Source organism: Microbacterium sp. BR1 (assembly GCF_002812725.1).
Lineage (GTDB): Bacteria > Actinomycetota > Actinomycetes > Actinomycetales > Microbacteriaceae > Microbacterium.
On the sequence record NZ_NMUN01000004.1, the window covers coordinates 447,340 to 474,226 of the forward strand.

Below are 26,887 nucleotides of genomic sequence, written 5' to 3' on the forward strand. Positions count from 1 at the left end.
GTCAGGGGGTGGTCGTCGGCCCGGGAACCGGATCGGACGAGACGCCCGGCGTCGACGACGGGGCCGGGGAGGGGGAGTCCGCGGGGAGCAGGGCGCCAGGGCCCGCCGAGTAGAACGCGAACTGGCCACCGATCGCGGCCAGGATGACGATTCCCCCGACGACGGATGCGACGACCGTGTCGCGTCGGCGGCGACGCACCTGTGACTCGCGCAGCTGCAGGCGTGCCTGGTAGACGCGTGCTCGCTCGCGCTCTGCGCGCTCTTTGTCTGGCTTCGCCATCCGTATGCTCCCGAGGTCGATCGCCTGAACTCTACGCACGGGCGAGGCGGGCGACCAAACTCGTGAACGGACGCAACATGCCGTGTGGTCGGAGCGTCGAACGGCATGTCGCGACCGCTCGCGGCAGTGTGTCGGCTCGTGTGGGGTCGGGGTCGCCAGGCGGAGGCGGGCGGAATGGGCGCTGGAGGGGATCGGGCTGGTCGGGCGGAACGCGTGGGGGAGGCCCCGACTAGCCTGGGACGGTGACGGGTACGCAAGCGCTGTTCCAGGGGTCGACGCCCCTCGCCGTCCGCATGCGCCCGTCGTCGCTCGACGAGATCGCGGGGCAGGAACACCTGCTGCGTCCCGGTTCGCCCCTCGTGGCGCTGGCCGACCCGAATCGCGCCTCGACCGGTGCCGTATCGGTCATCCTGTGGGGACCCCCCGGCACCGGCAAGACGACCCTCGCGCAGGCGATCGCACGATCGTCGGGTCGTCGCTTCGTCGAGCTGTCGGCGGTGACCGCGGGCGTGAAGGACGTCCGCGAGGTCATGCAAGAGGCGCTGACGCAGCGAGACCTGTACGGGACATCCACGATCCTGTTCCTCGACGAGATCCACCGCTTCACCAAGGCGCAGCAGGACGCGCTGCTGCCGGGCGTCGAGAACGGCTGGGTCGTGCTGATCGCCGCGACGACCGAGAACCCGTCGTTCTCGGTCGTGTCGCCGCTGCTCTCTCGCTCGCTCCTGCTCACGCTCCGTCCGCTCTCGGACGACGAGCTCGGGTCTCTGCTCGACAGGGCGGTCGCGGATGCCCGGGGTCTCGCGGGGGCGGTGACCGTCGATCCCGCCGCCCGGGCGGCACTCGTGCGTCTGTCTTCGGGTGACGCACGGCGTGCCCTGACCGCGCTCGAAGCGGCGGCCTCGATGGTCGGCGCGGAGGCCACGGCCGAAGACGATGATGGCGATGACGACGAGGCGGATCGAGAGAAGCCGGTCATCACGGACGACGTCGTGGCCCAAGCCGTCGACCGAGCCCTGCTCCGATACGACCGGCAGGGCGACGAGCACTACGACGTCATCAGCGCGTTCATCAAGTCCATCCGCGGTTCGGATGTGGATGCCTCGCTGCACTATCTCGCCCGCATGATCGAGGCGGGCGAGGACCCGCGGTTCATCGCGCGGCGCCTGATCATCTCGGCGGCCGAAGACATCGGCCTGGCCGACCCGCAGGCGCTTCCGATCGCGGTCGCCGCGGCGGACGCGGTGCAATTCATCGGGATGCCCGAGGGGCGTATTCCGCTGGCGGAAGCCACCGCCTATCTCGCCACCGCCGCCAAGTCGAACGCGGCGTACCTCGCGATCGACAAGGCGATCGCCGACGTCCGCGGCGGTCGGGCAGGCACGGTTCCCCTGCACCTGCGCGACGCGCACTACGCGGGAGCCAAGAAGCTCGGCCACGGCAAGGGCTACATCTACCCGCACGACACCGAGGTGGGCGTTGCGACGCAGCAGTACCTGCCCGACCCCCTGCGCGGCGTCCGATACTACGAACCGACCCCGCGGGGTGCGGAACGCGACATCCGGACACGACTGGACAAGATCCGCCGGATCCTGGGCTCCCAGGACTGACGTGCTAGGATTCTCGCTGGCCTAAGTTTCTGTCGAGCGTGCGGCTGCGCGAGAAGAAGCGACGGGTGTCGTCCTGTAGCCGGACGCCCCTGGCACACCCCTCTTCACTTCCCTCGGTCCGCTGCGCGCGAGCCGGGGTACTCCACGTTCGTACGTCACGAAAGGTAAACGTGTCCACTAAGTCACGGACCCGCAGCAAGACCCGTCTCTCGCGCGCGCTCGGCATCGCCCTCACCCCGAAGGCCGCCAAGTTCCTCGAGAAGCGCCCCTACGCTCCCGGCGAGCACGGCCGCTCCAAGCGCAAGCAGGACAGCGACTACGCCGTCCGACTGCGCGAGAAGCAGCGTCTTCGCGCCCAGTACGGCATCCGTGAGGCGCAGATGCGCAACACGTTCAACGAGGCGCGTCGCCAGTCCGGCCTGACCGGTGAGAACCTGGTCGAGCTGCTCGAGCAGCGTCTCGACGCTCTCGTCGTGCGCTCGGGCTTCGCCCGCACCACGGCGCAGGCCCGTCAGCTGGTCGTGCACCGCCACATCCTCGTCGACGGCCAGCTCGTCGACCGCCCGTCGTTCCGCGTCAAGCCGGGACAGATGATCCACGTCAAGCCCAAGAGCGAGGGCACCGAGCCGTTCCAGGTCGCCGCCGCCGGTGGTCACGCCGACGTTCTGCCCCCGGTTCCGGGGTACCTCGAGGTCGACCTGTCGACACTCCAGGCCCGCCTGGTCCGTCGCCCGAAGCGCGCCGAGGTTCCCGTGACGTGTGACGTCCAGCTCGTCGTCGAGTACTACGCGGCGCGCTGAGCACCGCGACTTCGCGCAGCACAGCGAAATCACCGAAGGGCGTCCGATCCGCGAGGATCCGGGCGCCCTTCGTCGTCGGACACTACGATGTATCAGGGCCGCGCGTGCGGCCCACGAGCGCGAGGAAGTGGTGACATGAAGAGCCTGCTCTGGTTCCTGATCGGTATCGCCGGCGGTTTCGCCGCTGCCCACGTGATCAACAAGAATCCGACCGGTCACGAGCTTCTCGCCGAGGTCGACGCACGCATCGGTGAGTTCACCGACCGCATCGGCGAGGCCTACCGCGGCCAAGAGGCGAAGTTCGACGAGTTCGTGAGCGGCGCGAAGGATGCCGCGGCGACTGCCGTGTCCGCCGCCTCGGATGCCGTGGACGCGGCGAAAGCCGCCGCATCCGATGTCGTGTCCGGTGCGTCGGCGGCCGTCTCCGACGCGGCCGAAGACGTCGCCGACACGCCCAAAGACTGACCCCCGTTCCGTGTCACGGCCACTCTGACCCGGTGGCCGATCATTCACGCGCTCACCCCTGCGAGGAATCCCGCTCATGAAGACCGCCGAGATCGCTCAGCGTTACCTCGACTATTTCGAGAAGAACGGTCACGTGATCGTGCCGAGTGCCTCGCTCGTGACCGACGACCCGGCGCTGCTCTTCACCGTGGCAGGCATGGTGCCGTTCATCCCGTATCTGAGCGGTGACGTCCCGGCGCCTTTCCGGCGCGCGGCGGACCTGCAGAAGTGCATCCGCACCCTCGACATCGAAGAGGTCGGTCACACACCCCGTCACGGCACCTTCTTCCAGATGCTCGGCAACTGGTCGTTCGGCGACTACTTCAAGGAAGGCGCGATCCGATACGCGTGGGAGCTGCTGACGACCCCCGACGCCGAGGGTGGCCTGGGTTTCGACCCGAAGGACCTGTGGGTCACGGTCTATGAAGAGGACGACGAGGCCTACGACCTCTGGCTCTCCCTGACGGATCTGCCGGAGGAGCGCATTCAGCGCCTCGGCAAGGACACGAACTACTGGTCGACGGGCCTGCCGGGCCCGGCGGGCCCGTGCTCCGAGATCTTCTTCGACCGCGGTCCCGCATACGGCATCGAGGGTGGGCCCGCGACCGACGACGACCGGTACGTGGAGATCTGGAACCTCGTCTTCATGCAGTACGAGATCACCAACGTGCGCTCGAAGTACGACTTCGACATCGTGGGCGAACTGCCGAACAAGAACATCGATACCGGCATGGGACTCGAGCGCGTCGCGTTCATCAAGCAGGGTGTCGACAACATGTACGAGACGGACCAGGTGCGTCCCGTGCTGGACCGTGCCGTCGAGCTCTCCGGTCGCACGTACGGTGCGGATCACCGGGACGACATCCGCTTCCGCGTGGTCGCCGACCACGTCCGTTCATCGCTCATGCTGCTCTCGGACGGGGTGACGCCCTCGAACGAGGGCCGGGGTTACATCCTGCGCCGCCTGATGCGTCGTGCCATCCGCTCCATGCGGCTGCTCGGCGTCGACGGCCCGACGTTCGCGGAGCTGTTCGCCGCATCGCGCGACGCGATGAAGGAGTCGTATCCGATCGTCGCGACCGATTACCCGCGCATCGAGCAGTACGCCCTCGCGGAAGAGGCCACGTTCCTGCGGACGCTCGCGGCGGGGTCGAGCCTGCTCGACGACTCGGTCCTTCAGATGAAGGATGCCGGGGGCACGATGATCTCCGGAACAGAGGCGTTCCTGCTGCATGACACATACGGGTTCCCCATCGATCTCACGCTCGAGATCGCGGAGGAGGCCGGATTGTCGGTCGACCGCGCCGCGTTCGATGCGCTCATGCTCGAACAGCGCACCCGCGCGAAGACGGACGCGAAGTCGCGCAAGCGGCAGCTCGCCGACACGAGCATCTACCGCGAACTGCGTGCGCTCGGTGAGACGTCGTTCACGGGGTACACCGATCTCGAGACCGAGACTCGCGTGCTCGGCATCCTCATCGACGGCATGCCCGCCGATCGAGCCGGCGCGGGTCAGATCGCCGAGGTGATCCTCGCCGAGACCGCGCTCTACGCCGAGTCGGGCGGACAGGTCGCCGACAAGGGGGTGATCGTCGGCCCCGGCTACGAGCTCGAGGTCCTCGATGTCCAGCGTCCGGTGCCGGGGCTCATCAGCCACACGGTCGAGGTGACGACGGGTGAGGTCGGCGTCGGCCAGGCCGCGACGACCGTCGTCGACGCCGTGAACCGGCGCGCGGCCCAGCAGGCGCACTCCGCTACACACCTGATCCACGCGGCGCTCCGCGACACCCTCGGGTCGTCCGCGTCGCAGACCGGATCCCTCAACCGTGCGGGTTACCTCCGGTTCGACTTCGCGTGGGGACAGGCCCTGTCCGACGCCACGAAGTCCGAGATCGAAGAGATCGCCAACAACGCGGTGCGCGACAACCTCGAAGTGACCACCCGGGTGCTCTCGCTCGACGAGGCCAAGGCCGCTGGCGCCCAGGCGCTCTTCGGAGAGAAGTACGGCGACGTCGTGCGCATGGTCGACATCGGCGGCCCGTGGTCGCGCGAGCTGTGTGGTGGTACCCACGTGTCGACGAGCGCTCAGATCGGCCTCATCAACCTCGTCGGCGAGCAGTCGGTCGGGGCATCCAACCGTCGTGTGGAGGCGCTGGTCGGCCTCGACGCGTTCCGCGAACTCGCCGCGGAGCGCGCGATCGTCGCACAGCTCACATCGACACTCAAGACCCCGCGTGACCAGCTGCCCACGCGCATCGCCGAGCTGGCCGCAAGTCTGAAGGCCGCCGAGAAGAAGATCGCGGCTTTCGAAACCCGCGCCCTGCGCGACCGGGTTCCCGCGCTCGCCCAGACCGTCTCGACTGTTTCCGGCACGGCCCTGGTGGCCGAATCGGTCGGTTCCGTCGCGTCACAGGACGATCTGCGCCAGCTCGTCACGGCCGTGCGCGACCGCCTGGGGACCGAGCCCGCGGTCGTCGCGCTCGGGGGAGACGTCGACGGCCGGGCCGTCGTCATCGTCGCCACGAACGAGGCCGCGCGCACAGCGGGAGCCAAAGCGGGTGCCCTCGCGAAGGGCGCTGCGGCGGCCCTCGGCGGGGGAGGCGGCGGTCGCGACGACGTTGCCCAGGGCGGCGGAACGGATCCCTCGGCGATCCCCGCGGGTCTTGCCGCGGTTCGCTCCGCCCTCGAGACTCGCCCCGCGTGAGCGGTTTCCGGCCGGGCGTACGACTCGGAGTCGATGTCGGCACTGCCCGTGTCGGTGTCGCGCGCTGCGACCGTGACGGGCTGCTGGCGACGCCGGTCGAGACGGTCCCGCGCGCGAGCGGTGATCCCGTCGCCCGGGTGGCCGCGATCGCGGTCGAACTCGACGCGGTCGAGATCGTCGTCGGGCTACCGATCAGCCTCGCCGGGCGCGAGACGGCATCGACCATCGATGCCCGCGACTTCGCGCGCGCGGTGGCCGAGGCATCCGCTCTGCCCGTCAGATTGCTCGACGAACGCCTGACGACCGTGACGGCAAACGACGCCCTGCGCCGCTCCGGGCGCTCACAGCGTGGTTCACGTAGCATTGTGGACCAGGTCGCCGCCGTCGTGCTCCTGCAGCAAGCCCTCGATGTCGAGAAGCGAACGGGGCTTCCGGCCGGTCAACCCGTCCTGCCCGAGGAGTAGTTGATGTCCGACGACAAGCGTCCCGACGATAATCCGGGCGACGACGACCTCGCCGCCCTGTTCGGGCGCCTGCCCGATCCGCGCCGGCGCGCGGTCGAGGAGCCCACGGAATCCGCTTCCCGTGATGCGGCCGAGCGCGGAACCGCAACCCCGCCGCTGCCCTCGTCCTCCGCGGAGGATGCCGCGGCGCGCCAGGTTCCCCTTTCGCGCCGCGAGATGCGTCAGCGCGCCGCCACGGGCGAGAGCCCGACCGTCGTACCGCCCACCCGTCGTGCGCAGGCTGGCGCGGACCCCGTTTCTGCGCCGGTTTCTGCGCCGGCTTCCGGTGCGCCCGTCACGCCCGACCCGGTGCCCGCGTCCGAGGCCACGCCCGAGCCGATGGCGACGTCGCGCGCCGCACGTGCTTCCGAGGGCATTCCGGGCGGCATCGCCACGGATGCCGCGGCTGCTTCGCGCCGGCACACGAGCCGCTCGGGCACTCCCACACTCGAGCAGGTCGCGACCGGCGGTCACGCCGCTTCGACGATGACCCTCGACGAACTGTTCGCCGAGGAGAAGCGCATCGTCCCGTCGAAGAAAGAGAAGCGCCGCAACCGTCGCATCGGCGGCTGGATCGCACTGGGCGTCGTCGTCCTGCTGTTCGGCGGTATCGGTCTGGGAGCCGCCTGGGCGTGGAGCAACTACGAGGGCCCGATCCGGGCCCTGATGGGGTGGGAAGAGCCGCGCGATTACGCCGACGGCGAGGCAACGGGCGAGGCGCTCGTCACGATCGCGTCGGGCGACGGGGGACAGGCGATCTCGCAGACCCTCTTCGACGCCGGTGTGACCAAGACTCCCGGTGCTTTCTATTCGTGGTTACTCGACCTCGACGCGGTTCCGACGTTCTACCCGGGCGTGTACAAGCTGCAGCAGAAGATGACCTCCGCCGCCGCGCTGGCGGCGCTGGAGAACCCGGAGAACAAGCTCGAGAACTCGGCTCTCGTCCGTGAAGGGCTGACGGTAGAGCAGACTCTCCCGTACCTTGCGGAGGGCATCGGCCTGCCCATCGAAGACTTCCAGGCCGCGGTCGCGGACCCCGCCGCTTACGGCGTGAGCGCGGCGAGCCTCGAGGGCTGGTTGTTCCCGGCCACCTACACCTTCGACCCCGGCATCACGGCGCCGCAGGTCATCCAGGCGATGGTGGATCAGGCCGTCCGCTCGTTGGACGCGGCAGGGGTGCCCGTCGACGATCGCCAGCGGATTCTCACGATCGCTTCGATCATCCAGCGCGAGGCGCGCGAGACCGAGGACTTCTACAAGGTCTCGCGCGTCATCCAGAACCGTCTGCAGCCGGGAAACCCCGAGACGTACGGCAAGCTGCAGATGGACTCGACGGCGCAGTACGGCTACAAGGAGATGCACGACGGCACCGTCAGCACATCTGCCGAGGCTCTGGCGGACGACAACGCCTGGAACACGTACGTGGTCGAGGGGCTGCCCGTCGGGCCCATCGCGAACCCGGGCGATGTCGCCATCGACGCGGCGATGCACCCGGTCGACGGCACGTGGCTCTACTTCGTGACGGTGAACCTCGAGACGGGCGAGACGGTGTTCACCGACACGTATGCCCAGCATCAGAAGGCTGTCGAGCAGTGGCAGCAATGGTGTGCCGACAACCCCGACGGCGGTTGCTGACGTGACGGATGCCGCCGGCCCCGCGACGCTCGCCGTGTGGGGCAGCCCCGTCGCGCACAGTCGCTCGCCCGAGCTGCACTCGGCCGCGTACGCCGTGCTGGGACTGCCCTGGAGCTACACGCGACGAGAGGTGGACGCCGACGGATTCGACGCGGCCCTGGCGGGTCTCGGTCCCGAGTGGCGTGGTCTGTCACTGACCATGCCCCTCAAGGAGCGCGCTTTCGCGGCCGCCGCTCGTCGCGATCGTCGTGCCGAACTCACGGGAGCCGTGAACACACTGCGGCTGAGCCCGGACGCCGGACCGCACGGGGTCAACACCGATGTCGGCGGACTCGTCGGCGCGTTGGGTGAACTCGGCGTCTCGTCGCCCGAGGTCGCACGTCTGGTCGGCGCGGGCGCCACCGCATCGTCGGCCATCGTCGCGCTGGGCGAACGCGGCACGCGCCGCGTGGACGTGTGCGCCCGTCGCCTCGCGGCGATCGCGCCGCTCGTCGACCTGGGCGATCGCATCGGCGTCGACGTGCATCCCTATCCACTCGGCACGACACCGCACGGCACCGCGGACGTCTCGATCAGCACGCTGCCGGGCGGGACCGTGCTCTCTCCCGAGATCGTCTCGTCGCTCGTGGATGGCGGTGGAGCACTGCTCGATGTCGCCTACAGCCCCTGGCCCTCCGCACTGGCGGAGGCGTGGTCGGCGACGGATGCGCGCGTGATGTCGGGACTGTCGATGCTGCTGCACCAAGCCCTGCTGCAGGTCCGGTTCTTCGTCGCGGGGGATGTCGAGGCCGTGCTGCCCGACGAGCACGCGGTGTTCGCCGCTATGCGCTCCGCGCTCATGGGAGACTAGGAGGATGCTCCGCGTTCTCACCGCCGGCGAATCGCACGGCCCCGAACTGATCGCCATGATGGAGGGTCTGCCCTCCGGCGTCCCCGTTTCGACCGCCGCGATCCAGGCCGATCTTCAACGCCGCAAGCTCGGGCACGGCCGCGGCTCGCGCATGAAGTTCGAGCAGGACGAGCTGACGATTTCGGCCGGAGTGCGCCACGGCCTGAGCCTCGGCAGCCCGATCGCTCTGCGCATCGGCAACACCGAGTGGCCGAAGTGGGTCGAGGTCATGAGCGCCGAACCTGTCGACCTGACCGAGATGTCGCGCGGGCGCGGTGCGGCGCTGACGCGTCCACGGCCCGGACATGCCGACCTGGTCGGCATGCAGAAGTACGACTTCGACGAGGCACGTCCCATTCTCGAACGCGCGAGCGCGCGTGAGACCGCCGCCCGTGTCGCGCTCGGTGCCGTCGCCCGCGCATTCCTCGCCGAGCTGGGCATCCGTCTCGTGAGCCACACGCTCTCGATCGGCCCGGTGCGGGTTCCCGAGGGGTCCGCCCTGCCCGGTCCCGATGACGTCGACACCCTGGATGCCGACGACCTGCGCTGCTTCGACCCCGAGACCTCCGCTCGGATGGTCGCCGAGGTGGATGCCGCGCGCAAGGACGGCGACACGCTCGGCGGGATCGTCGAAGTGCTGGCGTACGGTCTGCCCCCGGGGCTCGGATCGCACGTGCACTGGGACCGGCGTCTCGACGGCAAGCTCGCCCAGGCGCTGATGAGCATCCAGGCGATCAAGGGCGTGGAGGTGGGCGACGGCTTCCTGACGACGACCCGCCGCGGTTCGGCGGCGCACGACGAACTCTTCGCCACCGAGGCCGGCATCTCGCGCGCGAGTGACCGCGCGGGCGGCACCGAGGGCGGCATGTCGACCGGAACCGTGCTGCGCGTCCGCGCCGGCATGAAGCCGATCGCCACGGTCCCGCACGCGCTCCGCACGGTCGATGTGGCCACGGGCGACACGGCCGCGGCGCATCACCAGCGCTCGGATGTCTGCGCGGTTCCCGCCGCGGGCGTCGTCGCCGAGGCCATGGTCGCCATCGTTCTCGCGGACGCCGTGCTCGAGAAGTTCGGCGGCGACAGCGTCGGCGAGACGCGCCGCAACCTCGAGGGCTACCTGGCCGCGATTCCCGAGACGCTCCGCACGACCCCCGCGTCCGAGGCGGCTCTCGTCGAGCATGAACTCTTCGGCTGACAACCGAGCCATCGTCTTCATCGGTCCGATGGGCGCGGGCAAGACGAGCATCGGAAGACGCGTCGCGCGCGGCCTGCACGTGCCCTTCGTCGACACGGATCGTGTGATCGTGCGCGACCACGGCCCGATCCCGAAGATTTTCGCGGAGTTCGGCGAGGCGCACTTCCGCGCGATCGAGCGGGAGGCGGTCGCCGATGCCCTGGCGAGCGGCGCCGTGGTCTCGGTCGGCGGGGGAGCTGTGCTCGACCCGGACACACGAGCGGCGCTGAAGCAACACCGGGTGGTGTACCTGACGGTGTCACCGGAGACGGTGGTCTCACGCATCGGTGACGCCAACCGGCCGCTGGTCGCGGGAGACGACCCCGTGGGCGCCTGGGAGCGCATCTACGCCGAGCGGCGTCCCCTGTACGAGGAGGTCGCCGACGTGACCTTCGACACATCCTCCGGCCCGATCGCGCACGTCGCGACGGCCGTTCTGGACTGGCTGAAAGCAGACGAATGAACGACGTCACCACCATCACCGTCACGGGCGAACCCGGCTACGACATCACGGTGGGTCGAGGGATCCTCGATCGCGTCGGTGCGGCCCTCGCCCCGACCGTGCGCAAGGTACTGGTCGTGCACCCGCCGACGCTGGGGGCCCGTGCCGCCGAACTCCGTGAGCGCCTGATGGACGACGGCGCGCGCGAGGTGCTGCTGGCCGAGATCCCGGATGCCGAACAGGGGAAGCGCGTCGAGGTCGCCGCGTTCTGCTGGCAGATCATGGGCCAGGCCGACTTCACGCGCACCGATGCCGTCATCGGATTCGGCGGGGGTGCGGTGACCGACCTCGCGGGGTTCGTCGCGGCGACGTGGCTGCGCGGCGTCGACCTGGTGCAGGTACCGACGACGGTGCTCGGGATGGTCGACGCGGCCGTCGGAGGCAAGACCGGCATCAACACGGCCGAGGGCAAGAACCTCGTGGGGGCGTTCTGGGCTCCGCGCGCGGTGATCTGCGATCTCGATCTGCTCGCCTCGCTGCCGAAGAACGAGGCCGTCGCCGGGTTCGCCGAGGTCGTCAAGGCCGGCTTCATCTGGCATCCGCAGATTCTCGATGCGATCGAGGCCGACCCCGCTGCGGCGACGGATGTCTCGAGCCCCGTCTTCCGTGAGTGCGTCGAACTCGCCATCGGCATGAAGGCGAAGGTCGTGAGCGAGGACTTCCACGAGTCGGGTCTGCGCGAGATCCTCAACTACGGACACACCCTCGGACACGCGATCGAGCACGCCGAGCGCTACCGCTGGCGTCACGGCGCGGCGATCTCGGTGGGGATGGTGTTCGCGGCCGAACTGTCACGTCTGGCGGGACGGTTGCCGGATGCGGCGGCGGCACGTCACCGGGACATCCTGAACCTGTTGGGTCTGCCCACGACCTACCGGGCGGGCGCCTGGCCGACGCTGCTCGCGTCGATGCAGCGCGACAAGAAGAGCCGCGGGGGTCTGCTGCGCTTCATCGTGCTGGACGATATCGCGCGCCCGACGGTGCTGCAGGCTCCGGATGACTCGCTCCTGTTCGCCGCGTACCAGGAGGTCGCGGGCGGCTGAGCGGCCGGTCGATGAGTCTGCGGAAGCGATGCGCCCGCTAGTTTGGTGAGCATGACCGTGCCCCGCCGCATCCTGCTCGTGAACGGCCCGAACCTCAACCTGCTCGGCACGCGTGAGCCGGAGATCTACGGCAGCTCCACACTCGCGGACGTCGAGCGGATCACCGCGGACGCCGCGGCCGCGTTCGGCTTCGAGGTACGCGCGCTCCAGAGCAACCACGAGGGTGTGCTGATCGACGCCATCCACGCGGCGCGCGACGACTGTGCGGGCATCGTCATCAACCCGGGCGGGCTCACGCACACCTCTGTCGTGCTTCGCGACGCACTCTCGGGTGTCGGTCTGCCCGTCGCCGAGGTGCACATCTCGAACGTGTACGAGCGCGAAGAATTCCGTCATCACTCCTATGTGCGCGATGTCGCCGCGGTGCACGTGATCGGCGAGGGCGCCGAGGGGTACTCGAGGGCCGTGTGGCTGCTGATCGCCGTCATCACGGGCGCGGCGGACGGCTGAGCAGCCTCATCCCGTAGAATCGAATGTCGGCTCGCCTGTCGCGGGCTCAGCGTGCACGAAGCGCGCCCCACATACGAACGGAATCCCTCTCTCATGGCATCCACCGCAGACATCAAGAACGGCGTCGTCCTCAGCATCGATGGACAGCTGTGGAACGTCATCGAGTTCCAGCACGTCAAGCCCGGCAAGGGTGGCGCTTTCGTGCGCACCAAGCTGAAGAACGTCGTCTCGGGCAAGACCGTCGACCGCACGTACAACGCCGGCGCGAAGATCGAGATCGAGAACGTCGACCGCCGTGACTTCACCTACCTGTACAGCGACGGCGACAACTTCGTCTTCATGGACACGGCCGACTACGACCAGCTCACGGTCGCGGCAGCGACCGTCGGCGAGGCGAAGAACTTCCTGCTCGAGAACCAGCAGGTGCAGATCGCGCTGAACAACGGCAACCCGCTGTACGTCGAACTGCCCGCATCCGTCGTGCTCGAGATCACCTACACCGAGCCGGGCCTGCAGGGTGACCGCTCATCGGCCGGCACCAAGCCCGCCACGGTAGAGACCGGCTACGAGATCCAGGTTCCCCTGTTCCTCGAGACCGGCACCAAGGTCAAGGTCGACACCCGCACGGGTGACTACCTCGGCCGCGTGAGCTGACCGGGTGAGCGCTCGGACCAAGGCGCGCAAGCGCGCCCTCGACATCCTCTTCCAGGCGGATGTGCGCGGCGACGCGCCCGGAGTGATCCTGGCTGCCGAGGCTCAACGAGCCGCGAGCGAGCCCGCCCGCGAGGCATCCTGGCTCTACGCCCGCGAGATCGTGGACGGCGTCATCGACCACAGCGAAGAGATCGATGAACTGATCGCGACGCACAGCAAGGACTGGAAGATCGAGCGGATGCCCGCGGTCGATCGTGCACTGCTGCGGATGGGCGTGTGGGAGCTGCTGCACAACGACGAGGTTCCGACGGCCGTCGTGATCGACGAGGCCGTGGAGCTCGCGAAGGAGTTCTCGACCGACGACTCGGGCTCGTTCGTGCACGGTGTGCTCGCGCGAGTTTCGCGCTCGGCCTGATCGGGTAGATCCGACGACGTGACCTCTCCCTCCGTCGATCGTCCCAGATTCGACGCGCCGTCGGCGTCCACGTGGCGCAGTCTCGTCGAGGTGGGAGATGCCGCCGGCGGTATTCCGCTCGCGCTCGGTATCGAGTTGCGCCAGCGCACGCCCTATCGTTCGGACGACTGGGCGCCACGACGCATCGACACCGTCCACCCGCGCGGCCTGATGGGCCGCCGTGACGATCTGTCATTGGGTGTGCGTCCGCTCATGCGCAGCGCGAACACGGGTGCCTGGATCAAAGGACGGGTTTCGTGGGATTCGGTGCGGCGCCCCGGACAGGACTTCGACGCCGCTCACGTCCGCTGGTTCGCCGAGCTCGCGACGCTCCTGCTCGGCGTGCGAACGGTCGGGCCCTTCGCCGACCCGGGGGAGTGGCTGACACTCGACCCTGTCGAATCCAGCCTGTTCTGGCCGCACCTGCGGGCCGCACGCGCGGTCGGGATCCCCCTCGTCTCGACGAGCGAGCAGCAGACCGTGCTCCTTGCACACGAGGCCTCGGCGGCGATCGACGTGACGAATGCCGGCGAGGCGCTGCGGATCCGCGCTCGGGTCGTCGTCGACGGCGTTCCTGCCGAGGACTCGGTCATCCGCCCGATCGGGCACATCGGCGTCTACGTCGCCGGGCTCGATCGCGACCCGCTGCCGCTCGTGCTCGCCCCCTGCCGGCTGCCGGAGGCGACGCGCGCCCTCCTCGGCCAGGACGAGGGCCTGCTGATCCCCGGTGAGGAGCGCGAGGAGTTCCTCGCGGACGGACTGCCGCGCCTGGTGCGGCGCGCGCGGGTGACCGCGGGCCGAGGCATCACGGTCCCGACCCCGCCGAAACCGACCGCGGTGATCACGACGGACTTCGGTGACGATGACGTCGAGTACCGGATCGAATGGTCCTACCCCGGGCTCACGCGCCTTACGTACGCGCCCGCGCCGCACCCCGACCGCGAGCTCGACGCGGAGGTCGACATCGGGTCTGATCTGGAGGCCGTCTGGCGCGGCGCATCCGATGCGCCCTTCGCACCGACCGGGCGCCTGCGGGGCGTCGACGCCGCCGAGTTCGCGACCAGCATCCTGCCTGTCTGGTCGGCGCTCGACCGGGTCCGGGTCGAGGGGAACGCGCCCCGTCGCGTCTACACAGAACTGACCGGGGATCCCGCGATCAGTGTCAGCACGCTCGAGACGACCGATCCGGACTGGTTCGAACTCGGGGTACTCGTGACGATCGACGGGCGCGCGGTGCCCTTCGGCCCGCTGTTTCGCGCGCTCGTGCGGGGACGCAAGAAGATGCTGCTCTCGGACGGGGCATACTTCTCGCTCGCGCACCCGGCGCTGCAGCGGCTGCGCGACCTCATCGACGAGGCCGGCGAACTGGCGGAGTGGGAGACCGCGCCGCGCATCAACCGGCACCAGACCGATCTGTGGAGCGAGTTCGAAGACCTCGCGGACCAGTCCGTGCCCGCCATCACCTGGCGCGAGCTCGCCGCGGGACTTCGCGGCACCGAGACCGTGCCGCACACCCCGCCGCCGATCGGGCTCGAAGCGACGCTGCGCCCTTACCAGCAGGCGGGCTTCGACTGGCTCGTGTTCCTCTGGCGCAACCGTCTGGGCGGGATCCTCGGCGATGACATGGGCCTCGGCAAGACCGTGCAACTGCTCGCTCTCGCCGCCCACACCCGCGAGCGGGGCGAGCGGCGTCCCCTGCTGGTCGTGGCTCCGACCTCGGTGGTCGGGTCGTGGGCCGCGGAAGCCGCACGGTTCACCCCGGATCTGCGCGTGCGGGTCGTCGATGCCACGAGCGCGAAGCGCGGCTCGTCTCTGGCCGAAGCGGTGACGGATGCCGACATCGTGCTGACCTCGTACGCCCTGGTCCGCCTCGACCGCGAAGAGTTCGAGGGCATCGTGTGGTCGGTCGTGATCCTGGACGAGGCGCAGTTCGTCAAGAACCCGCGCACCCAGCTCCACCGAGCTGTGGCCGAACTGCGCGCCGACTCCGTCTTCGCCGCCACCGGGACTCCGCTCGAGAACGGGCTGTCGGACCTGTGGGCCCTGTTGGCGCTCACCGCCCCGGGCCTGTTCCCGTCGGCCCCGCGGTTCGCCGAGGCGTACGTCAAACCCATCGAGCAGGGCAAGGTCCCGGAGAACGAGGAGGGAGGGCAGTTCCGCGCCGCGCGGCTCGCGCGGTTGCGCCGACGCATCCGTCCTCTGCTGCTGCGGCGCACAAAGGCGCTGGTCGCGCCCGAACTCCCCGAGAAGCAGGAGCTCGAGCTGCGGGTGACGCTCGATCCGCAGCATCGCGAGCTGTACGACCTGACCCTGCAGCGCGAGCGTCAGAAGGTGATGGGGCTGCTGCAGGACCTCGACCGCAACCGCGTCATCGTCTTCCGGTCGCTGACCCTGCTGCGAATGCTGAGTCTCTCGCCCGCGCTGATCGACGCCCGTCACGCCGACATCCCGGCCAGCAAGCTCGATGCGCTGCTCGACCGACTCGTCGAGGTCGCCGCCGAGGGGCATCGGGCTCTGGTGTTCAGCCAGTTCACGTCGTTCCTGCGGCTCGCGGCGGACCGGCTGGACGCCGCCGGCATCGGCCATGCCTACCTCGATGGATCGACCCGGAACCGCACTGACGTCATCGAGCGGTTCCGCGAGGGCGACGCCCCCGCGTTCCTGATCAGCCTGAAGGCCGGAGGGTTCGGCCTCACGCTCACGGAGGCCGACTACGTGTTCGTCCTCGACCCGTGGTGGAACCCCGCGGCGGAAGCGCAAGCTGTCGACCGCGCGCATCGCATCGGACAGGACCGGCACGTGATCGTCTATCGCCTGATCGCCGCGGATACGATCGAAGAGAAGGTGCTCGCACTCCAACGGCGCAAAGCCCGGCTCTTCGACGCCGTGGTCGATGACGGTGCGCTCTTCGCGCAGGACCTGACGGCAGACGACATCCGCTCTCTGCTCGACGGGTGATCGTGCCGCCCTGCTCGCGGCGTCGTTTTGTCACGGCATCGTTTTGTCGCGGCGTCGTTTTGTCACGGTGCCGTTCACCGGGGTCTCAGGACCCCGCGCGTAGACTCGAGGGCTGTCGGACAGGAAGGGCAGACATGCGCATCACGGGCCTCGGCCATGCGGGAATGTTCATCGAGACGCTCGGCGGATCCATCCTCTGCGACCCGGTGATCGGCCCGAGCTTCTTCGGCTCGTGGTTCCCGTTCCCCGACAACCGGGCGCTGGACTGGGAACGCTTCGGCGCCGCCGACTTCCTGTACATCTCGCACCGGCACCGTGACCACTTCGACCCGCGGATGCTCGAACGTTACGTCCGCAAGGACATCGCGGTCCTGCTGCCCGACTACCCGACCGACGACCTCGAGAACGATCTGCGCGCGCTCGGGTACGAGAACATCGTCTACACCCCGAACGGGGAGACACTGAAGTTCGGTGAGCTGAAGATCATGGTGACGCCCCTGCGCGCCCCCAGCGACGGTCCCATCGGGGACTCGTCCCTCAGCGTCGACGACGGCACCGCCAGCATCCTGAACCAGAACGACTCGCACCCGCTCGACCTCGAGAAGCTGCTGTCGTTCTCGAAGCCCGAGGCGTACTTCACGCAGGTGTCGGGGGCGATCTGGTGGCCCATGGTCTACGACCTGCCGCAGGACTCGAAGCAGCACTTCGCGCAGCTCAAGCGCGACGCGCAGAACAAGCGCGCGATGTACTACATCGAGAAGGTCGACGCCCCGCACGTGTTCCCGATGGCGGGGCCGCCCATGTTCCTGCGCGAGGAGCTGTTCCGCTACAACGGCTACGGCGAGCAGGACGACTCGATCTTCACCGACTCGCGCCAGTTCCTCGAGCACATGGCGGAGGTCCGTCCGGAGCAGAAGGGCCATCTCTTCATCCCCGGGACGCAGGTCGACCTCAACCACGGCGAGCTCGAGGTCACGCAGACGCTCTACAGCGAGGCCGAGATCGAGCACATCTACGGCGAGAAGTGGGACTACCTCGCCGAGCAGCGCGACTCCCGCCAGGACGAGGTGCGCGCGGAGGAGGCGTCCCGCGCCCCCGTTTTGCCGCCCGAGGAGATGCTCGCAGCGATCAAGTCCTGGTGGGAACCGCTGCTGCGCCGGGCCCGCACGATCCGGGACGGGGTCGGCGGCAACGTCCGGTTCCGCATCGGGGACCTCGACATGGTCGTGGACTTCCCCAAGGCGAAGGTGCGCGAGTACGCCGGCGAGGAGTGCATCTACTGGTACACGATCCCGGCGGACCTGGTGTCGACGAACATCCGCGATCACGAGATCGACTGGTCGAACTCGATCTTCCTGTCGATGGAGTTCGAGGTCGGCCGCAGCGGCAAGTTCAACGAGTTCCTCACGACGTTCCTCAAGTGCCTCTCGCGCGACCGGATCGAGTACGTCGAGAACTGGTACGCCGAGCAGTCGGACCAGACCGAGGACGTTCAGCTCGGCGACTGGGTCGTGCAGCGCCGCTGCCCGCACCTGCGCGCCGACCTGACCAAGACGGGCAAGATCGAGGACGGCGTGCTCACGTGCAGCCTCCACGACTGGAAGTGGGACCTGACGTCGGGTCGCTGCCTGACGTCGCAGGGTCACCCGATCCGGGCGCACGCGACCCCCGACGCGACCGATGTGCTGGACGCGGACGCTGTTTCTGGGCCCGGAGCATCCGCTCCCGCCGCCGTCTGACCCTCTCATCTCGGCGAAACACCCTTTCTGCGGCGAAACACCACACGACACAGGGTGTTTCGCCGCACGATGGGTGTTTCGGCGTCGGTGGGGCCGTGAGCGAGACAACGGACGCGCGAGGTCCGGTAGGGTAGACAGGCACAGCAACCTTTAACACCGTCCCGTGAGGCGGAGAAGGGAGCGGCACATGAGCACGCGAACCGTGCTGCACGAGGCCGACATCGCACGAGCCCTGACCCGGATCTCTCACGAGATCCTCGAGTCCAACAGGGGAGCGGACGGGTTGATCCTTCTCGGGATCCCCACTCGCGGTGTGACTCTCGCCCATCGCATCGGGACGCTCGTCTCGGAGTTCAGCGGCACGACCGTCCCGGTCGGCGCGCTCGACGTGACGATGTACCGCGACGACCTCTCCCGCAACCCGACACGCACGCCGCAGCCCACGTCGATCCCGGCGGGCGGCATCGACGGCAAGACGGTCGTGCTGGTGGACGACGTACTGTTCTCGGGGCGGAGCATCCGCGCCGCCCTCGACGCACTCCAGGACATCGGACGACCCGCGGCGGTTCGCCTCGCAACCCTGATCGATCGGGGGCACCGCGAGCTGCCCATCCGCCCCGACTTCGTCGGCAAGAACCTCCCGAGCGCCCGCGAGGAACGCGTGAACGTGCGCCTCGCCGAGACGGACGGCATCGAAGAGGTGACGGTCGGCTCATGAGGCACCTTCTCGACACCCAGACACTGGACCGCGCGCTCGCCCTCGAGATCCTCGACGTCGCCGAGGACATGGCCGATACACAGCGGCGTGAGATCAAGAAGCTGCCGACGCTGCGCGGCAAGACGATCGTCAACCTCTTCTTCGAGGATTCGACGCGCACGCGCATCTCGTTCGAGGCCGCCGCGAAGCGCCTGAGCTCCGATGTGATCAACTTCGCCGCCAAGGGCTCGAGCGTGTCGAAGGGCGAGAGCCTGCAGGACACCGCCCAGACCCTGCAGGCGATGGGAGCCGACGCGGTCGTGATCCGGCACGGAGCATCCGGCGCTCCGCGCACACTCGCCTCGAGCGGCTGGATCACCGCGGGCGTCGTCAACGCCGGCGACGGCACCCACGAGCACCCGACACAGGCTCTTCTCGACGCGTTCACGATCCGCAAGCGCACGTTCGGCGACGACAGCCGCGGGCGCGATCTGGCGGGTCTGAAGGTCACGATCGTCGGCGACGTGCTGCACTCGCGCGTCGCCCGCTCGAACGTGTGGCTGCTGTCGACCCTCGGCGCCGACGTCACGCTGGTCGCCCCGCCGACGCTCGTGCCGCAGGATGTCTCGGCCTGGCCGGCGCGCATCGTGTACGACCTTGACGAGGCCATCGCGGCCGGGCCGGATGCGCTCATGATGCTGCGCATTCAACTCGAGCGGATGGGGGCAGCGTTTTTCCCCACCGAGCGGGAGTATTCGCGCCGCTGGGGCCTCGACCCGCGGCGCCTGGCGTCCCTGCCCGCGGATACGATGGTCATGCATCCCGGGCCGATGAATCGCGGCCTCGAGATCTCGGCGGCCGCCGCCGACTCGCCCCGCTCGACCGTTCTCGAACAGGTATCGAACGGCGTGTCCGTGCGGATGGCGGTGCTGTACCTGCTGCTCGCGGGGGAGCGCCCCGGCTTGGACGAACGCACGACGACTGCCATGACGACGAAGGAGGAGAGATGAGCGAAGTCCTCCTCATCGCCGGTGCCCGCATCGAGGGCGGCGACGCCACGGACCTGATCGTCGAAGACGGACGGATCACGGATGTCGGCGCGGGCCTCAGCCGCGCGGGCGCGACGCGCATCGACGCGGACGGCCTCATCGCCCTGCCGGGCCTGGTCGACCTGCACACGCACCTGCGCGAGCCCGGGTACGAGGCATCCGAGACCATCCTCACCGGCACGCGGGCGGCTGCCGCGGGCGGCTTCACCGCCGTCTTCGCGATGCCGAACACCTCGCCCGTCGCCGATACGGCCGGAGTCGTCGAGCAGGAGCTTGCGCTCGGCGAGGCTGCCGGCTACGCGACCGTGCAGCCGATCGGCGCCGTCACGGTCGGGCAGAAGGGCGAGCGCCTGGCCGAGCTCGGCGCCATGGCCGATTCCCGCGCCCGCGTCCGCGTCTTCAGCGACGACGGCTTCTGCGTCTGGGACCCGCTGATCATGCGCCGGGCGCTCGAGTACGTGAAGGCGTTCGGCGGGGTCATCGCGCAGCACGCGCAGGACCCGCGGCTCACCGAGGGCGCTCAGATGAACGAGGGCTCGGTCTCGGCCGAACTCGGACTGACCGGATGGCCGGCCGTCGCGGAAGAGTCGATCATCGCTCGCGACGTCCTGCTGGCCGAGCACGTCGGCTCGCGCCTGCACGTGTGCCACCTGTCCACGGCCGGATCGGTCGACATCATCCGCTGGGCCAAGAAGCGGGGTATAGACGTGACGGCGGAGGTCACGCCGCACCACCTGCTGCTGACCGACGAGCTCGTCCGGGGCTACGACGCGCGCTACAAGGTCAATCCGCCCCTGCGCCGCGAAGAGGACGTGCTCGCCGTCCGCGAGGGACTGGCCGACGGCACGATCGACATCGTCGCGACCGACCACGCCCCGCATCCGGCCGAGAACAAGAGCTGCGAATGGGCGGCCGCCGCAAACGGGATGGTGGGGCTCGAGAGCGCACTGCGGGTCGTGCACACCGCCATGGTCGAGACCGGCCTGTTGGACTGGGCCGATGTCGCCCGCGTCATGTCGTACACACCGGCGCGCATCGGAATGCTCGAGGGACATGGAACGCCCCTCGCCGCCGGCCAGCCCGCCGAGCTGACGCTCTACGACCCCCACGCGCGCGAGGTGTTCGGCGCATCCGATCTGCACGGTCTGAGCGCGAACTCGCCGTACCTCGGTCGGGCGCTGCCGGGACGGGTGCTCTGGACGATCCACCGCGGTCGCCCGACGCTCGCCGACGGCGCGCTCGTCGCCGACCTGGCCCCGGGGGTGTCGGCATGACCCTCGGTGCCGCTCTCGCGATCATGATCGGGTTCGGTGTGCTCGTGCTCGCCGGCATCGCGTGGGGATGGTCACGTCGGATCCGGCGAGACAGGGGCCTCGCGGCCCCCACGGACGTTCCGGCCCGCTTCGTCGCCGAGGCATCCTTCTCGGGCCTGTACGTCGCGACGACACGGCACGAGAAGCCGCTCGATCGTCTCGCCATCCGCCACCTGCGGTATCGCGGACGCGTCGGGATCGAGATATCGCCCGCCGGCATCCTGCTGGCGATCACGGGCGAGCCGCCGGTCTTCCTGGCGGCATCCCGAATCGTCGGCGTCGACCGCGCGACCTGGACGATCGACCGGGTCGTCGAACGCGATGGACTCGTTCGCCTGGCGTGGCGTGTCGAACCCGGCAGCGATCCGGAAAACGATCCCGAGACGATCGCCGACTCGTACGTCCGAATGACGGGTGACGGACCCGGCGAAACCCCTGGTGAACTCGTCGCCGCCGTCACCCGCATCCTTCCCATGCCCACCCCGACAGGGAAAGCCGAATGATCTCGCACCTCACGACAGACCCCGCCGTCCTCGTCCTCGAAGACGGCACCCGCCACACCGGACGCGCCTACGGCGCGCGCGGAACGACGCTGGGCGAGGTCGTCTTCGCCACCGGCATGACCGGATACCAGGAGACGCTCACCGACCCCTCGTACGCGGGACAGATCGTGCTGCAGACGGCGCCGCACATCGGCAACACCGGGATGAACGACGAGGACCCCGAGTCCCGCCGCATCTGGGTGTCGGGATACATCGTGCGCGATCCTTCGCGCGTCGTGTCGAACTGGCGCGCGGACGAGTCGCTCGACGACGCGCTCGTGAACGACGACGTGGTGGGCATCAGCGGCATCGACACCCGTGCCGTCACCCGCCACATCCGTTCGGCGGGCAGCATGCGCGGCGGGATCTTCTCGGGCCCCGCCGCCGCGATCGAGCCCGACGAGCAGCTCCGCCTCGTGCGCGAGGCGCCCGCGATGGCCGGTCTCAACCTCTCGGCCGAGGTCTCGGTCTCGGCCGCAGAGGTCACCCCGGCCACGGGAGAGCGGATCGGCGCCCTCGCGGTGCTCGACCTCGGCGTCAAACAGGCCACGATCCAGAACCTCGCCGACCGCGGGTTCGAGGTGCACGTGCTGCCGCAGGACGTCACTATCGAGCAGCTGCGCGCGATCGAGCCGGTCGCGGTCTTCTACTCCAACGGGCCCGGCGACCCCGCCGCATCCGGCGACCACATCGAGTTGCTGCGCGCCGTGCTCGATGACCGGCTGCCGTTCTTCGGCATCTGCTTCGGCAACCAGCTGCTCGGCCGCGCGCTCGGTCTCGGCACCTACAAGCTGCCGTTCGGTCACCGCGGGATCAACCAGCCCGTCCTCGACAAGCAGACCGGCCGCGTCGAGATCACGGCGCACAACCACGGCTTCGCGGTCGAGGCACCCCTCGACGGTGTTTTCGACAGCCCCCAGGGCTACGGGCGCGTCGAGGTCAGCCACGTCGGCCTGAACGACCAGGTGGTCGAGGGTCTGCGGGCCCTCGACATCCCCGCCTTCAGCGTGCAGTACCACCCCGAAGCGGCGGCCGGCCCGCACGACGCCAACTACCTCTTCGACCGCTTCCGCGACATGGTGCTCGCCGAGCAGAGCAAGGAAAAGAACTGATGCCCAAGCGTGACGACATCAAGAGCGTCCTGGTCATCGGGTCCGGCCCGATCGTCATCGGCCAGGCCTGTGAATTCGACTATTCCGGCACGCAGGCCTGCCGCGTGCTGCGCGAGGAGGGCGTGCGCGTCATCCTGGTCAACTCCAACCCGGCGACGATCATGACAGACCCCGACTTCGCCGACGCGACCTACGTCGAGCCGATCACGTGGCAGGTCATCGAGACGATCATCGCGAAGGAGAAGCCGGACGCGATCCTGCCGACCCTCGGCGGTCAGACCGCGCTGAACGCCGCGATCGATCTGCACAAACACGGCATCCTCGAGAAGTACGACGTCGAACTGATCGGCGCGAACTTCGAGGCGATCAACAAGGGCGAGGACCGCCAGATCTTCAAGCAGCTCGTGCTGGACTCGGGCGCGGACGTCGCCGACAGTCGCATCTGCCACACGATGGACGAGGTGCTCGCGGGCGCCGCGGAGCTCGGCTATCCGCTGGTCGTGCGGCCGAGCTTCACGATGGGCGGACTCGGCTCCGGCTTCGCCTACGACGAGCGGGATCTGCGCCGGATCGCCGGTGCGGGTCTGCGCGATTCGCCGACGACCGAGGTGCTGCTCGAGGAGTCCATCCTCGGGTGGAAGGAGTACGAGCTCGAGCTCATGCGCGACACGGCCGACAACACGGTCGTCGTCTGCTCGATCGAGAACGTCGACCCGGTCGGTGTGCACACGGGCGACTCGATCACGGTCGCCCCGGCGCTCACCCTGACGGACCGCGAGTACCAGAAGCTGCGCGACATCGGGATCGACATCATCCGCGCCGTCGGCGTCGACACCGGTGGGTGCAACATCCAGTTCGCGGTCGACCCCGCGACGGGCCGCATCATCGTGATCGAGATGAACCCGCGCGTGTCGCGTTCGTCCGCGCTGGCGTCCAAGGCCACGGGATTCCCGATCGCCAAGATCGCCGCGAAGCTCGCGATCGGGTACCGCCTCGACGAGATCCCGAACGACATCACCAAGGTCACCCCGGCGAGTTTCGAGCCGACGCTCGACTACGTCGTGGTGAAAGTTCCCCGGTTCGCGTTCGAGAAGTTCCCGGCCGCCGACACGACCCTCACCACGACCATGAAGTCGGTCGGCGAGGCGATGGCGATCGGCCGAAACTACACGACCGCGCTGCAGAAGGCCCTGCGCTCGCTCGAGAAGCGCGGCTCGAGCTTCCACTGGGGCGACGAGGCGCGCACGAAGGACGAGCTCGTCGAGGTGTCGAAGACGCCGACGGATGGCCGGATCGTCGTCGTGCAGCAGGCGCTGCGTGCCGGGGCCACCGTCCCCGAGATGTTCGAAGCGACGGGGATCGACCCGTGGTTCCTCGACCAGATCGTGCTGATCAACGAGGTCGCCGACCTCGTCCGCGACGCTCCCGAGCTCGACGCGGCGACGCTCATGCTCGCGAAGGACCACGGCTTCTCGGACGTGCAGCTGGGGCAGCTCCGGGGCATCCCCGAGATCGAGGTCCGGGGCATCCGTCACGCGCTCTCGATCCGCCCGGTCTACAAGACGGTCGACACGTGCGCGGGGGAGTTCCCGGCCCTCACGCCGTATCACTACTCCAGCTACGACTTCGAGACCGAGGTGATGCCGTCCGACCGGCAGAAGGTCGTGATCATCGGATCCGGACCGAACCGCATCGGTCAGGGCGTCGAGTTCGACTACTCGTGCGTGCACGCCTCGTTCGCGCTCTCGGATGCGGGCTACGAGACCGTCATGGTCAACTGCAACCCCGAGACGGTCTCGACGGATTATGACACCTCCGACCGGCTCTACTTCGAGCCGCTCACGCTCGAGGACGTGCTCGAAGTCCTGCACGCCGAGGCCGCGTCGGGTGAGATCTTCGGCGTCGTCTGCCAGCTCGGCGGGCAGACGCCGCTCGGGCTCGCCAAGGGCATCGAAGAGGCCGGCTACCGGATCCTCGGCACGAGCCCCGCGGCCATCGACCTGGCCGAGGAGCGCCAGCTGTTCAGCGAGATCCTCGACACGGCGGGTCTCGTGGCTCCGCGGCACGGCACGGCGACGGATGCCGAGGGCGCCGTCGCGGTCGCGGAAGACATCGGGTATCCCGTGCTCGTCCGCCCGAGCTTCGTGCTCGGCGGCCGCGGCATGGAGATCGTCTACGACACCCCGAGCCTGTACGACTACTTCGTGCGGACCGCCGGGGAAGTCATCATCGGGCCCGGTATGCCGCTGCTCGTCGACCGGTTCCTGGACGACGCGGTCGAGATCGACGTGGACGCCCTCTACGACGGCACCGAGCTGTACATCGGCGGCGTCATGGAACACATCGAAGAGGCGGGTATCCACTCCGGCGACTCAGCGTGCACACTGCCGCCGATCTCGCTCGGCCGCTCCGAGATCGATCGGGTGCGCACCGCGACGCTCGCGATCGCCGAGGGCGTGGGCGTGCGGGGTCTGCTGAACGTGCAGTTCGCGATCAGCGCCGGAATCCTCTACGTCATCGAGGCGAACCCGCGCGCGAGTCGCACGGTGCCGTTCGTCTCGAAGGCCCTGGGCATCCCGCTCGCGAAGGCCGCGGCCCGCATCATGACGGGCACGACGATCGACGAGCTGAAGACCGAGGGCCTGCTGCCCGCCTCCGACGGCTCGCGGGTGCCACTCGATTCGCCCGTCTCGGTCAAGGAGGCGGTGCTGCCCTTCAAACGGTTCCGGACGAAGGACGGGCAGATCGTCGACTCCGTGCTCGGGCCCGAGATGCGTTCGACCGGCGAGGTCATGGGAATCGACAAGGACTTTCCCACCGCGTTCGCCAAGAGCCAGGCCGCGGCCTACGGAGGCATGCCGCTGTCGGGCACCGTGTTCATCTCGGTCGCCGACTCCGACAAGCGCGCGGTGATCCTCCCAGCCCACCGGCTGCAGGAACTCGGCTTCTCGCTCGTGGCGACCGAGGGCACGGCCGAGATCCTCGCGCGCAACGGCATCACCGTGCGGGTCGTGAACAAGTTCAGCGACACGCAGACGTCGGGTGAGCGGAACATCGTCGACCTGATCAACGATGGAGAGATCGACATCATCGTGAACACGCCGAGCGGGCGTTCCGCACGCGCGGACGGGTACGAGATCCGCGCCGCCGCCGTGGCCGCGGACAAGGCCCTGTTCACGACGATCGCCGTCCTGGGCGCCGCCGTGAGCGCCATGGACGCCGTGCGAGAGGGCTTCTCGGTCAAGAGCCTGCAGGAGTACGCGGCAGATCGGGCGGCACGCGGGTGAGCGCAGCCCCGGCGACATTCGGCGACCGCGTGCGCGCGTCGTTCGGCGTGCACGGACGCCTGTGCGTCGGAATCGACCCGCACGAGCGGCTGCTCACGGACTGGGGACTGGATGTCTCGGCCGAGGGTGTGCGGACGTTCGGTCTGCGTGTGGTCGAGGCGGCGCGTGGCCGCTGCGGAATCGTCAAGCCCCAGGTCTCGTTCTTCGAGCGCTTCGGTTCGGCCGGCTTCGCCGCGCTCGAGGAGGTCATGGCTGCCGCGAGAGAGGCCGACCTGCTCGTGATCGCGGACGCCAAGCGCGGCGACATCGGCTCGACCATGGACGCCTATGCTCGCGCCTGGCTGTCACCCGGCTCGCCCCTCGAGGCGGATGCCGTGACACTCAGCCCCTACCTCGGCGTCGGCGCGCTCGAAGACACGCTGCGCTACGCCGTCTCGCACGGCAAGGGGGCATTCGTGCTCGCGGCCACGAGCAACCCCGAGGCATCCGGTCTGCAAAGCGCTCGGTTGGCGGAGGATACGAGTGGGCAGACCGTTGCGGGTGCCGTCGCGGACGACGTGGCGGCCTTCAACGCCGCGATGACACCGGCCGGCTCGTGGGGCAGCATCGGTCTGGTGATCGGCGCCACGGTGGCCCTCGCCGAGCGCGGTATTCCCGACGGCCTCGAGCCGGTCGCGCCGATTCTGGCGCCCGGGTTCGGGCATCAGGGCGCACGGTCGGAGGATCGTGAGACGATCTTCGGGCGCCTGGCTCCGGCGGTGATCGTGGCCGAGAGCCGCAGCATTCTGACAGCGGGACCCGAACGCGCGGATCTGGCGCGGGCGATAGACGACAGACGACGCACGGAGGAGATGATCGGTGACTGACG

The 26,887-nt window shown here is 69.0% G+C and carries 23 protein-coding genes; 22 read left to right on the forward strand and 1 reads right to left on the reverse strand.

The window, feature by feature from the left end; translation table 11 throughout:
* Position 1 precedes the first annotated feature (1 nt).
* Positions 2-280, reverse strand: coding sequence for a dioxygenase (locus CGU35_RS06290; RefSeq protein ID WP_100810715.1), 279 nt, complete (start codon positions 278-280; stop codon positions 2-4).
* A 242-nt stretch (positions 281-522) separates the two neighbouring features.
* Here CGU35_RS06290 and CGU35_RS06295 point away from each other — a divergent pair, with 242 nt between their 5' ends.
* The 22 genes from CGU35_RS06295 to pyrF all read left to right on the forward strand — a co-directional run bounded on the left by CGU35_RS06295 (position 523) and on the right by pyrF (position 26,885).
* Positions 523-1,890 carry a replication-associated recombination protein A gene (locus CGU35_RS06295; RefSeq protein WP_100810716.1) on the forward strand — a complete coding sequence of 456 codons (1,368 nt, stop codon included), beginning with the start codon at positions 523-525 and terminating at the stop codon, positions 1,888-1,890.
* Between the two features lie 170 nt (positions 1,891-2,060).
* Positions 2,061-2,690, forward strand: a complete 630-nt coding sequence (rpsD, locus tag CGU35_RS06300; protein WP_100810717.1) for a 30S ribosomal protein S4 — start codon at positions 2,061-2,063, stop codon at positions 2,688-2,690.
* 135 nt (positions 2,691-2,825) lie between these two features.
* Positions 2,826-3,155 (forward strand): ATPase, encoded by a 330-nt coding sequence (locus CGU35_RS18525; RefSeq protein WP_232711171.1) that lies wholly within the window; start codon positions 2,826-2,828, stop codon positions 3,153-3,155.
* Between the two features lie 76 nt (positions 3,156-3,231).
* Positions 3,232-5,898: an alanine--tRNA ligase gene (gene alaS / locus CGU35_RS06310; RefSeq protein WP_100810718.1), complete on the forward strand. Its 2,667-nt coding sequence runs from the start codon at positions 3,232-3,234 to the stop codon at positions 5,896-5,898.
* Positions 5,895-6,362: a Holliday junction resolvase RuvX gene (ruvX, locus tag CGU35_RS06315; protein WP_100810719.1), complete on the forward strand. Its 468-nt coding sequence runs from the start codon at positions 5,895-5,897 to the stop codon at positions 6,360-6,362. The genes alaS and ruvX overlap by 4 nt, the downstream gene beginning before the upstream one ends.
* A gap of 3 nt (positions 6,363-6,365) precedes the next feature.
* A complete protein-coding gene (mltG, locus tag CGU35_RS06320; RefSeq protein WP_100810720.1) occupies positions 6,366-8,036 on the forward strand; it encodes an endolytic transglycosylase MltG in 1,671 nt (556 codons plus the stop codon).
* Between the two features lies 1 nt (position 8,037).
* Positions 8,038-8,886, forward strand: a complete 849-nt coding sequence (locus tag CGU35_RS06325) for a shikimate dehydrogenase (RefSeq protein ID WP_232711172.1) — start codon at positions 8,038-8,040, stop codon at positions 8,884-8,886.
* 4 nt (positions 8,887-8,890) lie between these two features.
* A complete protein-coding gene (aroC, locus tag CGU35_RS06330; protein ID WP_100810722.1) occupies positions 8,891-10,120 on the forward strand; it encodes a chorismate synthase in 1,230 nt (409 codons plus the stop codon).
* Positions 10,104-10,622, forward strand: a complete 519-nt coding sequence (locus tag CGU35_RS06335) for a shikimate kinase (RefSeq protein ID WP_100810723.1) — start codon at positions 10,104-10,106, stop codon at positions 10,620-10,622. The genes aroC and CGU35_RS06335 overlap by 17 nt, the downstream gene beginning before the upstream one ends.
* The gene (aroB, locus tag CGU35_RS06340; RefSeq protein ID WP_100810724.1) at positions 10,619-11,704 is read left to right on the forward strand and encodes a 3-dehydroquinate synthase; all 1,086 of its coding nucleotides are present in this window, start codon (positions 10,619-10,621) and stop codon (positions 11,702-11,704) included. Before CGU35_RS06335 ends, aroB begins: the two co-directional genes overlap by 4 nt.
* A 51-nt stretch (positions 11,705-11,755) precedes the next feature.
* Positions 11,756-12,214: a type II 3-dehydroquinate dehydratase gene (gene aroQ, locus CGU35_RS06345; RefSeq protein ID WP_100810725.1), complete on the forward strand. Its 459-nt coding sequence runs from the start codon at positions 11,756-11,758 to the stop codon at positions 12,212-12,214.
* A gap of 93 nt (positions 12,215-12,307) precedes the next feature.
* The gene (efp, locus tag CGU35_RS06350) at positions 12,308-12,868 is read left to right on the forward strand and encodes an elongation factor P (RefSeq protein ID WP_100810726.1); all 561 of its coding nucleotides are present in this window, start codon (positions 12,308-12,310) and stop codon (positions 12,866-12,868) included.
* A 4-nt stretch (positions 12,869-12,872) separates the two neighbouring features.
* Positions 12,873-13,283, forward strand: coding sequence for a transcription antitermination factor NusB (gene nusB, locus CGU35_RS06355; protein WP_100810727.1), 411 nt, complete (start codon positions 12,873-12,875; stop codon positions 13,281-13,283).
* A gap of 18 nt (positions 13,284-13,301) precedes the next feature.
* Complete coding sequence (locus CGU35_RS06360) at positions 13,302-16,280, forward strand: DEAD/DEAH box helicase (protein WP_100810728.1); 2,979 nt, start codon at positions 13,302-13,304, stop codon at positions 16,278-16,280.
* Positions 16,281-16,414: 134 nt separating this feature from the next.
* Entirely contained in the window at positions 16,415-18,019 is a 1,605-nt protein-coding gene (locus CGU35_RS06365) for a Rieske 2Fe-2S domain-containing protein (protein ID WP_100810729.1), read from the forward strand.
* A 187-nt stretch (positions 18,020-18,206) separates the two neighbouring features.
* The gene (gene pyrR / locus CGU35_RS06370; protein WP_100810730.1) at positions 18,207-18,737 is read left to right on the forward strand and encodes a bifunctional pyr operon transcriptional regulator/uracil phosphoribosyltransferase PyrR; all 531 of its coding nucleotides are present in this window, start codon (positions 18,207-18,209) and stop codon (positions 18,735-18,737) included.
* Entirely contained in the window at positions 18,734-19,726 is a 993-nt protein-coding gene (locus CGU35_RS06375) for an aspartate carbamoyltransferase catalytic subunit (protein ID WP_100810731.1), read from the forward strand. Before pyrR ends, CGU35_RS06375 begins: the two co-directional genes overlap by 4 nt.
* Positions 19,723-21,039 carry a dihydroorotase gene (locus CGU35_RS06380; protein WP_100810732.1) on the forward strand — a complete coding sequence of 439 codons (1,317 nt, stop codon included), beginning with the start codon at positions 19,723-19,725 and terminating at the stop codon, positions 21,037-21,039. The genes CGU35_RS06375 and CGU35_RS06380 overlap by 4 nt, the downstream gene beginning before the upstream one ends.
* Positions 21,036-21,581, forward strand: coding sequence for a PH-like domain-containing protein (locus tag CGU35_RS06385; protein WP_100810733.1), 546 nt, complete (start codon positions 21,036-21,038; stop codon positions 21,579-21,581). Before CGU35_RS06380 ends, CGU35_RS06385 begins: the two co-directional genes overlap by 4 nt.
* Entirely contained in the window at positions 21,578-22,732 is a 1,155-nt protein-coding gene (gene carA, locus CGU35_RS06390; protein WP_100810734.1) for a glutamine-hydrolyzing carbamoyl-phosphate synthase small subunit, read from the forward strand. The genes CGU35_RS06385 and carA overlap by 4 nt, the downstream gene beginning before the upstream one ends.
* Positions 22,732-26,019 (forward strand): carbamoyl-phosphate synthase large subunit, encoded by a 3,288-nt coding sequence (gene carB, locus CGU35_RS06395; protein ID WP_100810735.1) that lies wholly within the window; start codon positions 22,732-22,734, stop codon positions 26,017-26,019. Before carA ends, carB begins: the two co-directional genes overlap by 1 nt.
* Positions 26,016-26,885: an orotidine-5'-phosphate decarboxylase gene (gene pyrF, locus CGU35_RS06400; protein WP_100810736.1), complete on the forward strand. Its 870-nt coding sequence runs from the start codon at positions 26,016-26,018 to the stop codon at positions 26,883-26,885. Before carB ends, pyrF begins: the two co-directional genes overlap by 4 nt.
* The last annotated feature ends 2 nt before the right edge of the window (positions 26,886-26,887 follow it).